At 67.5% G+C, this 13,307-nt stretch carries 12 protein-coding genes; 4 read left to right on the top strand and 8 right to left on the bottom strand.

Annotation, left to right across the window (positions count from 1 at the left end):
* Positions 1–7: 7 nt before the first annotated feature.
* Positions 8–871 carry an LLM class F420-dependent oxidoreductase gene (locus tag H7J86_RS02945; RefSeq protein WP_267289265.1) on the top strand — a complete coding sequence of 288 codons (864 nt, stop codon included), beginning with the start codon at positions 8–10 and terminating at the stop codon, positions 869–871.
* 92 nt (positions 872–963) lie between these two features.
* Positions 964–1,866: an LLM class flavin-dependent oxidoreductase gene (locus H7J86_RS02940; RefSeq protein WP_267289264.1), complete on the top strand. Its 903-nt coding sequence runs from the start codon at positions 964–966 to the stop codon at positions 1,864–1,866.
* Here H7J86_RS02940 and H7J86_RS02935 read toward each other — a convergent pair.
* The 6 genes from H7J86_RS02935 to H7J86_RS02910 form a co-directional block, all read right to left on the bottom strand.
* Positions 1,847–4,303 (bottom strand): GcvT family protein, encoded by a 2,457-nt coding sequence (locus H7J86_RS02935; protein ID WP_267289262.1) that lies wholly within the window; start codon positions 4,301–4,303, stop codon positions 1,847–1,849. The genes H7J86_RS02940 and H7J86_RS02935 overlap by 20 nt on opposite strands.
* Before the next feature lie 16 nt (positions 4,304–4,319).
* Positions 4,320–5,243, bottom strand: a complete 924-nt coding sequence (locus tag H7J86_RS02930; RefSeq protein ID WP_267289260.1) for a choline kinase family protein — start codon at positions 5,241–5,243, stop codon at positions 4,320–4,322.
* Between the two features lie 37 nt (positions 5,244–5,280).
* A complete protein-coding gene (locus tag H7J86_RS02925) occupies positions 5,281–6,564 on the bottom strand; it encodes a competence/damage-inducible protein A (RefSeq protein WP_267289258.1) in 1,284 nt (427 codons plus the stop codon).
* Complete coding sequence (locus H7J86_RS02920; protein ID WP_090360672.1) at positions 6,561–6,782, bottom strand: hypothetical protein; 222 nt, start codon at positions 6,780–6,782, stop codon at positions 6,561–6,563. Before H7J86_RS02920 ends, H7J86_RS02925 begins: the two co-directional genes overlap by 4 nt.
* An 85-nt stretch (positions 6,783–6,867) precedes the next feature.
* Entirely contained in the window at positions 6,868–9,579 is a 2,712-nt protein-coding gene (locus H7J86_RS02915; RefSeq protein ID WP_308204817.1) for a glycoside hydrolase family 2 protein, read from the bottom strand.
* Between the two features lie 204 nt (positions 9,580–9,783).
* Positions 9,784–10,530 (bottom strand): glucose 1-dehydrogenase, encoded by a 747-nt coding sequence (locus tag H7J86_RS02910; protein WP_090360675.1) that lies wholly within the window; start codon positions 10,528–10,530, stop codon positions 9,784–9,786.
* 103 nt (positions 10,531–10,633) lie between these two features.
* Between H7J86_RS02910 and H7J86_RS02905 the strand changes: the two genes are divergently transcribed.
* Both H7J86_RS02905 and H7J86_RS02900 read left to right on the top strand, forming a co-directional pair.
* Positions 10,634–11,707, top strand: a complete 1,074-nt coding sequence (locus tag H7J86_RS02905; RefSeq protein ID WP_267289256.1) for an NAD(P)H-dependent amine dehydrogenase family protein — start codon at positions 10,634–10,636, stop codon at positions 11,705–11,707.
* Between the two features lie 24 nt (positions 11,708–11,731).
* Entirely contained in the window at positions 11,732–12,484 is a 753-nt protein-coding gene (locus H7J86_RS02900; RefSeq protein ID WP_372517212.1) for an HAD family hydrolase, read from the top strand.
* Here H7J86_RS02900 and H7J86_RS02895 read toward each other — a convergent pair.
* Together H7J86_RS02895 and H7J86_RS02890 are read right to left on the bottom strand one after the other, a co-directional pair.
* A complete protein-coding gene (locus H7J86_RS02895) occupies positions 12,426–12,626 on the bottom strand; it encodes a (2Fe-2S)-binding protein (RefSeq protein ID WP_090360679.1) in 201 nt (66 codons plus the stop codon). The two genes, H7J86_RS02900 and H7J86_RS02895, sit on opposite strands and share 59 nt — an antisense overlap.
* Complete coding sequence (locus tag H7J86_RS02890) at positions 12,626–13,273, bottom strand: fatty-acid--CoA ligase (RefSeq protein WP_090360681.1); 648 nt, start codon at positions 13,271–13,273, stop codon at positions 12,626–12,628. Before H7J86_RS02890 ends, H7J86_RS02895 begins: the two co-directional genes overlap by 1 nt.
* Positions 13,274–13,307 lie beyond the last annotated feature (34 nt).

Genomic DNA, 13,307 nt, shown 5'->3' with positions numbered 1-13,307 from the left:
TCAGCCAGTGGATCTTTCGGGCATCGGAATCTGGAGCGCCCAGCTACGGTACGGCGACGCGGCCGCGGCCGCCGACGCGGCGGCGGAGCTCGAGGAACTCGGCTACACGGCGTTGTGGATCCCGGACGTCGGCGGCCCGGTGATCGACTCGGTGCAGAATCTGCTCGCCGCCACCACCCGCGTGGTGATCGCCACCGGCATCCTCAACCTGTGGATGCACTCCCCCGCCGACGTCGCGGCTGCGCACGCGCGGCTGTCCGCCGATCACGGCAGGCGTTTCCTGCTCGGCATCGGTGTCAGCCACGCTCCGCTGATCGACTCGAAAACTCCTGGCACATACCGCAAACCGCTCGCAGCGACGGCCGCCTTCCTGGATGGACTCGATGAGGCCGACGTGCCGGTGCCCGCCGGCGAACGGGTGCTCGCCGCGCTTGGGCCCAAGATGCTGGCGCTGGCCGCGCACCGCTCCCGCGGTGCGCATCCCTATCTGGTCACTCCCGAGCACACCGCCACCGCGCGGGCCGCGCTGGGTCCCGGCCCTCTGCTTCTGCCGGAGCAGACCGCGGTCCTCAGCACGGATGCCGAACACGCGCGCGCCATCGGGCGGGACTGGCTGCGCAGCTACCTGGCGATGCCCAACTACTACAACAACTTGCTGCGGTCCGGCTTCACCTCCGACGAACTCGATTCCGTCAGCGACCGACTCGTCGATGCGATCGTGGTGTGGGGTGACGAGGACGCCATCCTGGCGCGGATCGACGAGCACCGCGCGGCGGGGGCCGACCATGTGTGCGTGCAGGTCCTCGACAGCGATCCGCGCGCGCTTCCGCGCGAACAGTGGCGCAGGCTGGCCGCCGCACTGCAACGATGACCGGCGGGCTGGGGGCACCTCCCGCTTGTGAGGGAGAGCGTAGCGACCGGGGAGGTCGGCACAGCCTGGATATCGGGGTCTACGTTCCCCAGATGGGCATGGCGTATCCGGATGTCCTGCACCGCGCGCAGCGCTGCGAGGAACTCGGCATCGAGTCGCTGTGGCTCTACGACCACCTGTGTGGGCCCGGCGCGCCCGAGATCGACTCGCTGGAGGCCTGGACCCTGGCCACGGCACTGCTCAGCAGGACAGAACGACTGCGGGTCGGACATCTGGTGTTGTGCAACCAATTTCGCCATCCCGCGGTGCTGGCCAAGATGGCGACCACCCTGGATCAGATCTCGGCGGGCCGGCTGCAGCTGGGGCTGGGCAGCGGATCCATCGAGGACGAGCACCGGCGTACCGGGCTGGACTGGGGAACGTTCGCCGAGCGCTCCCGGCGGCTCGGCGAATCCCTGGAGATCCTCACCCAGGCGTTCGCAAGCGGTCGGGTCGACTTCGCCGGCGAGTACTACCAGGTCCGTGAGATGCCGTTCAGGCCCGGGCCGGTACAGCAGCCGCGTCCGCCCATCGTGGTCGGCGGCGTCGGGGAGAAATACACGCTGCCGTTGGTGGCCCGCTACGCCGACGTGTGGAATGTGCCGACCTATGCGCTCGGCGAACTCGAGCGCAAGCTGTCGGTGCTGCGGGCGCTGTGCGCCGATATCGGCCGGGATCCGGCGACGATCGTGATGTCGGTCGAAGCCGTGATGGCGTTGTCGCCCGATGAGGCCACCCTGCCGGAAGTGCGCGCACTTGCCGAAAAGCGGTTCGGCGGGCCGGGTTTCGGGTTACAGGAGGGCGGACTGATCGGCACCGCACCGATGATCGTCGAGCGCCTGCAGCACTGGCGTGAGCTCGGCTTCGGGCAGGTGGTGCTGTTCACGCACGACCGCGGCAGCGACCGCACCCTCGAGCTGCTCGCGTCGGGCGTGATCAGCGAATTCGCGCGTTAGTGGGGTCGTACAGCGCCTTGCGCGACACCGTGACCGGATACCGGGTGCCACCCACGTTCACCTCATACGCGCCCCCGTCGATCCATTCGGCGTCGATCACCCGACCGTCCTCGGCGCGCAGATAGGCCAGACCGACACAGGCTCCGGTCGTCGCGCCCCACGCCGCCGAGGTGACCTGACCCGCCACCACACCGTCGCGCAGGATCAGCTCGCCACCCCACAGCATCGGCTCCGGCGAGGACACCGCGAATCCGACCAGCCGGCGCCGAGGACCGTGCGCCCGCGCCTGTTCGACCGCGGCCCGGCCCAGGAAATCGATATCGGTGCCCAGCTTGCAAGTGAACAGCTGACCGGCTTCCACCGGACCGTCACCGGGCGTGAGCTCACGACCGAACGCCCGGTAGCCCTTCTCCAGCCGCAGCGACTCGATGGCGTAATAGCCTCCGCGCACCACTCCCAGCGCCTGCCCCGCCGCCAGGAGATCCTCGTACACACCGACCGCGAACTCGGCGGGTACGTAGAGCTCCCAGCCCAACTCGCCGACATAGGTGAGGCGGGTGGCGCGGACCGTCGCATATCCCAGCGAGATCCGCCGGCTGGTGCCGAACGAGAAGGCGGCATCGGCGAGGTCGGCGTCGGTGAGCACGGCGAGCAGGTCCCGCGAGCGCGGGCCCATCACACCGAAAACGGCCAGCGCCGAGGTGATGTCGACCAGATGAGCATTGACCCCGGCCGGCAGGTTGCGGCGGATGTGGTCCTGATCGCGCTCGGTGGTCGCCGCACTGCTCACGATCAGGAACTCGTCGGCAGCCGTACGGGTCACCGTCACGTCGGATTCGTAGGTGCCGCGGTCGTTGAGCATGCCGGTGTACACGGTGCGCCCCACATCCACGCCGATATCGGCGGTACACAACCACTGCAGGGCCGACTCCGCACCCGCACCCACCATCAGGTACTTGGAGAAGGAGGTCTGGTCGAAGACCGTGACCGCGGTGCGGGTGGCGATTTGTTCGGCAGCCGAGAACGGCAGCCAATTCTGTTTTCCCCATGAGTATTCGATGTCCGGAGCCACCCCGGGCGGGGCGAAGAAGTTGGCGCGCTCCCAGCCCATCCGACTGCCGAAGTTCGCCCCGGCCGCGGCCAGCAGGTGATGTACCGGTGAGCGCCGGAACGGTCGGGCACTGGCCAACTCCCGGTTCGGCCAGGGGATCTCATAGTGCAGGCCGAGGATCTCCCCGACCCTGTCGTGCAGCCATCGGGTGTTCCCGTTGAAGGACGCGAAACGCCGGATATCGACACTGGTGAGGTCGGAGGTCGGCGACCCGTTGACGATCCATTCGGCCAAGGCACGACCCGCCCCGCCGGCCGAGGCGATCCCCACCGAGTTGAACCCGGCAGCGACGAAGAAGTTCCGACACTCCGGGGCCTCGCCGAGGATGAACTGATTGTCCGGGGTGAAGCTCTCCGGTCCGTTGTAGAACTTCTTGATCCCGGTCTCCTCGAGAGCGGGGATCCGTAACATGGCGTTGTCCATGAGGATCTGGAAATGATCCCAATCCTCCTCCAGCAGCTGGAATTCGAAGGGGTAAGGCAACGCGTCGGGACTGACCCACGGCTTCGCTTCCGGCTCGAACCCGCCGATCACCAGACCGCCGACCTCCTCCTTGAAATACGTGTAGCCGTCCGGGTCGCGCAGAATCGGCATATCGGTGTGCACACCGGAAATGGTCTCGCTCACGACGTAGAAATGTTCGGCCGAATGCAGGGGCACGTTCACCCCGGCCAGTGCGCCCACCTGTTTGGCCCATTGGCCGGCGCAGTTCACGACGATCTCGGTCTCGATATCGCCGTGGTCGGTGCGGACGCCGGTGACCACACCGTCGCGCAGATCGACGCCGGTCACCCGGACATGCTCGAACACGCGCGCACCGCGCAGCCGAGCCCCCTTCGCCAGCGCGAGGGTCAGATCGGTCGGGTTGGCCTTACCGTCTCCGGGCAGCCAGATCGCCCCGGCCAGATCGTCCACCCGCATCACCGGATAGTGCGCCAAAGCCTCTTCGGGGGTGAGTATCTCGCATTCCATGTCGAATGCCGCCGCGTTCGCCGCGGTACGGCGCAGCTGGATCAACCGATCCTCGGTGCGCGCCACCGTGACACCACCACACCGTTTGTAGCCCGCCGACAGTCCGGTCTCGCGTTCCAGTTCGGCATACAACTGGGTCGAGTACTGCACCAACCGGGTTCCGCTCTCCGAGGCACGCAGCTGCCCGACCAGACCCGCGGCGTGCCAGGTGGTGCCGCACGACAACTGCCCCTGCTCCACCAGCACCACGTCGGTGTGACCGAGCTTGGTGAGGTGATAGGCCACGCTGGTGCCGATCACCCCGCCGCCGATGATCACCACCCGAGCCCGGTCCGGTAGCGGCTTGTTCGTCATCGTTGTCCCCTCATGGTCAATCGGTGGCCGCGACATCGTCGAGAAGTCGGTCGAAGTCGGGCCCGGCGAACTCCGCCACGGCCGCCTCATAACGCTGCATGGCCCATTCCCAGAAGTCGAATTCCAGCTCGCTGGAACCGTTCTGGATGCATCCCCACAATGTCCAGCCGTACTGGGAAACCGTGCCCTGCAAGCGGGCCCGGGCCAGCTTGTGCCGGAGGGACCGCCCGTAATACGCGGTGACGAGCTCTTCGAGCTGATCCAGCGAGAGCCGGCATTCGCGCCAGATATTGCCCAGTTCGAAACACGGGTCGTTGTTACCGGAGTACTCGTAGTCGATGATCCAGATCTGCTCTGGGCCCTCGACGAAGTTGGCGGCCAGCAGGTCGTTGTTGCACGGTACCGTCGCCGTGTCCGCGGCCCGGAGCACCCGGCGGATGTCGTCGAACCGGCCGGCGTGGTCCAGGTAGTCGGCAGGGATGCGGAATCCGTTGTCCGTCACCACCTTCAGATAGCCGGCCTGCAGCGCGAACATGTCGAAGTCATTGCAGAACCGCGGCCCGGCGTGCAGTTTCCTGCAGCTTTGCGCGACCTTCGCCACCAGACCCGGTCGTGCGAAATCCGCGTCGTGCAGGGCGTCACCCTCGAGATAGCCGATCAGCAGGACGCCCAGATCCGGGCGATAGTCCCACACCGGGGCCCCGACACCCGCCCGGTGCGCCGCGACGCTGTTGTGGAATTCCGCGTCCCGGTCGATGCCGAGGAGGTCACTGGAAGGACCCGAACAACGGGCGACGTACACCCCGTCCGCCGTGGTGATCTTGACGTTGCGATTGGTCAGCCCGCCCGGGAGGTCCTCGACGCGGCGGGAGCGACCGGACAGCAGCGGAAGCGCGTCGAGCAGCGCATCGAGCGCAGCATCACTGAGCCGGTACGCCATCGCTCGAACATAACGACTACCGCGACGGCGCGCGCCCCTAATCGAGTCCGAGCAGTTCCCGGCGCAACAGGTGCATGGCCACCGTGGTGGCGCGCTCGCGGACATCGCTGCGGTTACCGGGCAGCCGCAGCGTCCTGGTCAGCGGCTCACGGCCGGCCAGTGCGACGCTGAAACACACGGTGCCGACCGGCTTCTCGTCCGAACCGCCGCCCGGCCCCGCGATACCGGTGATACCGACAGCCGTGTCCGCGCCGAACCGGCTGAGTGCGCCCCGCGCCATGGCGATCGCCACCGGTTCGGATACCGCACCGTGGACGGCGATCAGCTCGGAATCCACCCCGAGCAGGTCCACCTTGGCCTCGTTGGAATACGACACCACACCCCCGGCCAGGTATGCCGAGGAGCCGGCGCGGTCGGCCAGCCGCGCGGCCAGCATGCCCGCCGTGCAGGATTCCGCGGTGGCGATGGTGCGCCCGGCCAGCAGCGCCGCGATCTGTTCGTCGATCAACACGCCGTCCTCGGAGAACAACTCGCGTGGGTAGCGCTCCCGCAGAAAGTCGATCAACGCCCGGTAGGCGGCGGCGTCCTGGGGCTCGTACCGGGTGACGATCTCCAACTCACCCCGGCGCAGACAGGTGGTGATCTCCAGCCCGGCGAACCCGGGGATGCGGGTTTCGGCTTCCCGCAAGGCTTCCGCCAGACCGGACTCGGCCAGCCCGAACATCCGGACGGTCGCCTGCCGGTACTCGGTGCGGCCCGCGATCGCGCGTTGCGCGGCGGCCGAGGCGATGGCCCGCGACCACATCGGCTGCAGTTCACGAGGCGGGCCGGGCAGCACGATGACGACGGGTTTGCCCTCGGCGCTGCCGTCGACCACCACACCGGGTGCGGTGCCCTCCGGCTCGAGGATCTCCGCACCCACGGGTACCAGCGCCTGTTTCCGGTTGGCCGCCAGGACCGCTTCGAAATCGACGCCGGCGGGCATCCGTGACATCAGTCCGCGCAGGATGTCGGCGATCCGCGCCTCCAGTTCGGTATCGAGTACCAACTCGCGCCCGCAGAACCGGGCCACCGTCGCGACCGTCAGATCGTCGGCGGTGGGCCCGAGACCGCCGCTCGTGATGATGAGGTCGACCCCCTCGGTGGCGAGGAAGCGAAGCTGGGCCTCGACATCGTCGGCGCGGTCACCGCAGATGGTGATATGCGCCAGCTCGACGCCGAGCTCGAGCAGCCGGTCGGCGATCCACGGGCCGTTGAGATCCTGGATCCGGCCGGTCAGCACCTCGGTGCCGGTGACGACGATTCCGGCACGCACCGTCACCGGGTCAACCAGCCCTGCACGGTGGCGAGGTCGCGCGAGTACTGCTCCATCACGTCGTCCTGATACCGAGAGCTGCCGCTGAGGTCATCTCCCGCCCAGATCACCCGCACCCTGGTCGCACCGCGCAGGTAGACGTCGGCCCGGTCCACGATGCGGCGTGACCAGCCCTGCTGTTCGGTGAGCTCGGCGAGTTGCTCTCGCGCACTGGTCTCTGACATCTGTCGTCCTCCTGATTTGTCCGGTCGCTTCGCTCGCCTGGGTCTGTACCCGGCATCTGGGATCAATCCTGCCCCACGCGCGCGATCACCCGACCGGCACCACCACGGGTGCGGTGTTGTACCCGGTGACCCGCACGAAGTTGCCCCGGTCACCACGGGCGATCACGGTGCCCCGCAGGTCGACGGTCTCACCGGGGAACACCGTGACGTAGTTGTCGGTGTACTCGATGGGCAAGATCTCGTCGCCGTCGGCGGTGTCGGTGATCTCGGCCCGTTCGAAGAAGGCGATCTGCTTGCCGGGGTTGTGCAGCCTGATCGCGATATCCCGATCGCCGGTGCGTGTGGCGCTGACCTCCAGCGGCGCCTTGGCCAGATAGTTCAGTGCGGTCATATCGGCCCAGCCGACCTGTTTGAGGTCGAAGGCGGTGTCGTTGACTGGGTCGCCGAGGTCATCGGGCTGCTGGGACTGCCAGTACACGTTCTGCGAGACGACCGCGCCGGCGGCGTCGAGCAGTTCGGCGCGGACGAAGAACACCCGGGAATCGCGCGCTTCCCGCGGCAGCGTCAGCACGGTATGGGCGCCCCCGGACCCGACGGCCACCCCGTCGACCGTGCGGTCGTCGCGGACCCGGCCGGCCAGATCGTAGATCCGCACGCGGGCCCGCAGATCGGACACGTCGTTCGGGGTCTGGTTGACCACTTTGACCTCGGCGGTGCTGTGATTGCCCAGCGCGTAGGAATCGAACACCAGCGACAGCGGGCGCAGACCCGCCTTCGCCCCGTAGTACGCGCCGCCGGGGCGCAGGTAGAAGTCGAAGATGTTGCCGAAGAACGACGGCCAGTGACTGTTGAGCATCCAGTAGATGGTCATCTTGTGGTTGGCCCAGCCGTTGGCCGCGAACGCCTCGAACTGCGCACGCGTCGATTCATAGTGGGCGAGTTGGGCTTTGCGGGTGAACTCCTCGACACCGGCGGACGGCCCGTAGCGACGGTTGATGGCCCGCTGGATGCTGCTCAGTTTCGCGTTGCCCGGGTTGGAGCCAGCGTGAAAGGACCACGTGTCGTTGATCGGCCACAGCTTGTCGGGCGGAATGAACTGCTTGATGCTCGCCAGCGGCGGGATGTGCTCGTTGTCGCCCTGTTCGGCATTGGAGCCGCGGGTGGCGCCGTATCGGCCGCTGAACCAGTAGCTCGGCGGCCGCCAGGTGTACGGGCCGGCCATATGGATACCGTCCCACTGCGGCCGGCCCTGCTCGTCGTCGTGCCCGAACGACGAGACCGTGTCCACCACCGCGTTCTGCCAGTGCAGATCCCGCAGTACCGCGTGGTACTGGCCGCGCAGCGGTTCCGGTGGTAGACCGTCGCTGCCGTTGGCCCAGATCGCGACGGAGGGGTGGGAGCGCAGCATCAGAATCTGGGACCGCAGGCTGTCCAGGGCCACGCTGCGGTCCTCGTCGTTCCACTGGGCCCATTTCTCCCACTGGTTGCAGCACATCCAGCCGACCATCAGTGGGATGCCCAGTTCGTCGGCCCGCTCGATCAGCCGCTCCCCCGGGATCTTCGCTTCCAGCCGCAGCAGATTCAGGCCCAGATCCTTGGCGTAGCCCAGGATCGCGTCCTCGCGGTCGGGGTCGTTGTCGAACAGCAGATCCGGCGTGTAGACCGCACCGCGCACCAGGAAGTCCCGGCCGTTCACGGTGAGATAGAAGCTGCCGCCGGAACCCAGTTCCGGGAACTGCTCGTCGGTGTCCCGATGCTGGACGATGGTGCGGATACCGAAGCGCTGGGTACTGGTGTCGATCACCCGGTTGTATTGGCGGAATTCCAGTTTCAGGTCGTACAGGCTGGGATCGCCCATGGTGTAGGGCCACCACAGATCGGGGTGCTCGACGGTCAGCTGGGTGAACCGCGCGGGACTGAAGGTGACTTCGCGTCGTTCACCCGGGGACAGCGTGACCGGCTGTTCGACCTCGATCTGAGGTTTGCCCGGCCGGCTGATGGTGGCCCGCACCACGCCGTTGATCCGCCGGTCCGAGGAGTTGTGCACGTTGGCGTACACCGTCAGTCGCGCGGAATCCGTTCTGGGCAGCGGTAGTTCGGTGTTGACGGTGGCGTAGCCGATCTCGGCCGCACCGGCGGTGCGCAGGTAGACGGGTTTGAAGATGCCGGCATTGCGGTCCGGGATGAACGAGTTGCCGGCCGCCGGGTTCTGGCCCGGCCCCTGGTAGCCGAGGTAACGCCAGTTGATCCAGTCCCACCAGCTGTCGGCCAGCTCGACACCGTCGACATCCTGCAGAGCGCGTTCCGGGATCACCTTGACCGCAAGCACGTTGGGCCCGGCGCGGATCCAGCGGGTGACATCGAGCTGATGGGCGGTGTACATGCCGACGATCTGGCTGCTGTCGGCGACCAGCTGCCCGTTGAGCCAGATCTCGGCCCGGTAGTTGATCCCGGGGAACTCCAGCTGATAGTTGCTGTGTCCGGCCGGTGCATCGAAGGTGGTGCGGTACCACCAGTCCTGTTTGTAGAGGTCCTGCGGAACCTTGTCGAGCAGGTTCGTCCCGTAGTACAGGTCCGGGTATGTGCCGTCTTTCTCCAGCACGTCGAGCACGGTGGCCGGCATGTGCTGCACCTGGTGCCACGCGCTGTCCTGGTAGCCGGGGGTGGAGATCGTCCGGCCGTCGGCGGGCAGGCCGGTCGCCGAGACCAGCTTCCAGCCCTGCGCGAGTTCGGTGGTGGTGGCCGCGGGCTCCGGCCGCGCGAAGGACGCGAAATCACCGGCGCCGAGCATCAGCACGATCAACAAGAGGGCGACGCTGAACAGGGCAGTACGACGCTTCGGTGCCCCGATGGTGCCGCTCCCTCCGGTGGCTGTGTGCTCAAAGTGGCTGCCGGCCCGCCGGCCGACACCACATTGTGCCTGCCCGCCGGGTCACCGGTCGGCCCGGGGAGCGGGACCGGCGGGCTGGAGCGAAGCGACCGGGGAATTTACATCACGCGGTCAGAAGACGTTGTCCTTGTGGTTGACGTCGGTGACCAGTCCGCCGTCGACGACGAACTCCGAACCGGTGGCGAACGACGACTCGTCGCTGATCAGGAAGACCACGAACGCGGCCACCTCCTCGGACTGCCCGGGCCGGCCCAGCGGCGCGGTGACCATGTCCTCGGGGAAATGCTCGGTCATCGGGGTGCGGATGAAACCGGGATGCAGCGAGTTGACCCGGATCTTGTGCCTGCCCAGTTCCAGGGCCGCCGACTTGGCCAGACCGCGCACCGCCCACTTTGACGCCACGTACGGGTGCACCATCGGGGCACCCCGCAGGCCCTCGACCGAGGACACGTTGATGATGGAGCCGCTGCCGGCGGCTTTCATCGATGCGACGCTGGCCTGCATGCCCAGGAAGGTCCCCGTCAGGTTGACGTCGATGACCTTCTGCCATTGGGCCATGTCGAACTTGCCGATCTTGCCCAGCGCGACGATGCCCGCGTTGTTGACCAATCCGGTGAGCCCACCGAAGGCCTCGTTGGCCGTGGCAACGGCGGCATCCCACTGGTCGGCCTGGGTGACGTCGAGGTGTACATAGCGGGCCGCGTCACCGAGTTCGTCGGCCAGCGCCTGCCCCGGCTCATCGAGGATGTCGCCGATGACGACCTTGCCGCCTTCGGCCACCAGCGCTCTGGCATGAGCCGCACCCATGCCCTGTGCACCGCCGCTGATCAGTACAACTTTGCCGTCCACGCGTCCCATGACGCGTGAGGCTACCCCATCAGGAACGCAAAACTAGAACCTGTTCCAATTCCCGTCCGGACCGCTCATACTGCGATAGACCAAACACCTGGAGGAGAATCGTATGGCCATTCGCGTGGCGCTCGTCGGCACCGGAAATTGCGGCCGGTTGGCCCTGATCCAGCTCATCGAGGATCCCCGGTTCGAGCTGGTCGCGGTCGGCGTCTCCACCGATGAGAAGGTCGGCACCGACGCCGGCGCACTGGCCGGACTCGACATCGTCACCGGTGTCACCGCGACGAAGGGCATCGACGCCGCCCTGGCCGCCCAACCGGACGCCCTGGTGTACTGCGCGATGGGCGACACCCGCCCGGTGGAGGCCACCCGTGACGTGATGGCAGCACTGTCGGCGGGCATCAACGTGGTGGGCTCCGCACCCGGTGGCCTGCAGTACCCATGGGGCGCCATGCCACAGAAGGCCATCGACCGCGTGGAAGAGGCGGCACGCAGCGGCAATTCGAGTGTCTACATCACCGGGGTGGATCCCGGCTTCGCGACCGACCTCGTACCGTTCGCCATCGCCAGCACCTGCCAGCGCATCGAACAGATCAAGACCATGGAGATCGCCGACTACGCCACCTACGACGGCGCGGAGGTGATGTCGATCGTGATGGGCTTCGGCAACCCGATGGACCAGCCCGGCATGTTGTTCTATCCCGGGATCCTCAGCGCCGCCTGGGGTACGGCGATCAAGATGCTGGCCGCCGGCCTTGGCGTCGAGGTGGACGAGATCACCGAGAGCTACGAGCTGGAACCGGCCCCGGAAGACATCGAGGTCGCCACCGGGGTGATCGCCAAGGGCACGGTGGCCGCCATGCGCTTCGAGATCAACGGCATGGTCGACGGCAAACCGGTGATCGTCGTCGAGCACATCACCCGGGTGCGCGAGGACCTGCGCCCCGACTGGGCCCAGCCGGCCCAGCCGGGCGGCTCCTACCGGGTCGAGATCACCGGCGAACCGTCCTACGTCGTCGACATCTGCCCGACCAGCAGTCGCGGCGACCACAACTACGCGGCGATCCTCGCCGCCGCCGGCCGGATCGTCAACGCCATCCCCGACGTGGTGGCCGCGGCGCCGGGCATCCGGACCACCCTCGACCTGCCGCTGGGGACCGGCAAGGGACTGGTGGCGCGCTAGGTCCGCACACATCGCCACAATGGAGTGGTGCCCGACCCGATCGAGGAAATCCGCAGCGCGCCCACCGGTCCGTCGGTGGGTGCGTTCTTCGATCTGGACGGCACCCTGGTCCGCGGATTCACCGCGACCGTGCACGCCGGGCACCGGTTCCGGCACGGCCAGGCCAGATTCGGTGAGCTGACCGGCATCATCGAGGCCTCGGTGCGCTACAAGCTGGGCCGGATGGAATTCGAGCGCCTGCTGCAGCGCGCCGGGGGCTATCTGGCCGGCGACGTCCTGACCGAACTCGACGACCTCGGCGAGGACCTGTTCCGGCGCCGGACCATCGGACGGTTGTTCCCGGTGATGCGCGAGGTGGTGGCAGCGCACCAGGAGTGCGGCCACACCGTCGTGATGAGTTCCTCGGCCATGACGCTGCACGCCGAGCCGGTGGCCCGTCACCTCGGGATCACCCACGTGCTGTGCAACCACTTCGAGACCGACGGCGACGGCAGGCTGACCGGACAGATCGTGAAGCCGATCATCTGGGGCAGGAACAAGGCCCGTGCGGTCCTGCAGTTCAGCGCCGCCCACGGTATCGATCTGCCGCAGAGCTTCGGCTACTCCGACGGCACCGAGGACCTGCCGGTACTGGAAGCTGTCGGACACCCTCGCGCGGTCAACCCGCGCCCGGGCCTGGCGGCGGCGGCCGCGCAACGGGCGTGGCCGGTGTTGCGCGTCAGTTCCGGCGAGGGTCGGCGCTGGACCGCGCGGATGCGGCGCGACGCGCATCGATGATGGCCCGCACCGTGCGCCGGCAGCGGCCGCAGTCGGCTCCGGCGCCACAGACCGATGCCACCTCATTGGTGGTGCACGCCCCGGCATCCACCGCATCAGCCACCGCATGGCTGGTGATCCCGTTGCACAGACAGACGAACATCAGTGCCGGGCGCCCGGGTCGGTGGGGAGGTCGATCGCCATCATGTGGCAGAACCTGCCGATGAACACCGGCGGGTAGGCACCGACGCCGGCCTCGGTCAACCAATCGGCCGCGTCATCGGAGTCGTGCAACCAGCGCCGCGCGCTGGACTCGTCGTCGACCTGCTGCAGGATCAGCATCTCGTGCGGGTCGTCGAAGGCCTTGAAGCTCCAGAATCTGCGCACCCCGGTCGCCCGGAACGCCGCAGCCGACTCGCGGACCCGTACGCTCAGCGCCGACACATCGTCGACCGGCGTCACCATCGACACGATGATCGGCGGTGCACCGGAGCGCAGATCGCCGTCCAGGTCGATGCGATCGAAGAGTTCGCCGGCGAAGACCGCGGGCAGATCGGTCACCCCGACCGCGTCGAACCAGTCGAAGAACGTCCGGGACCGAATCAGGTCGCGCAACGGTTCATGGGCGTGCAGGACCAGGATGACCAGAACGCGCTCGGGATCGGTGGTCGAGGTGTACACCAGAACGTGGTGGGCGCCGAGGTCGGCCAACGCGTCCACGCGGCGCTGCAACAGCGGCCACACCTGTGCCGGATCCGGTACCGAATAGTCCGAGACCAGGACGAGCGAACCCCTGAGCCAATCCGTCATGGCCGGCAGTCACCCCCAGTTCCCGACAGAACAC

Source organism: Mycobacterium hackensackense (assembly GCF_025822555.1).
GTDB lineage: Bacteria > Actinomycetota > Actinomycetes > Mycobacteriales > Mycobacteriaceae > Mycobacterium > Mycobacterium fluoranthenivorans.
The sequence above is the reverse complement of the archived record's forward strand: the minus strand, read 5'-3'. Positions and strand labels throughout refer to the sequence as shown.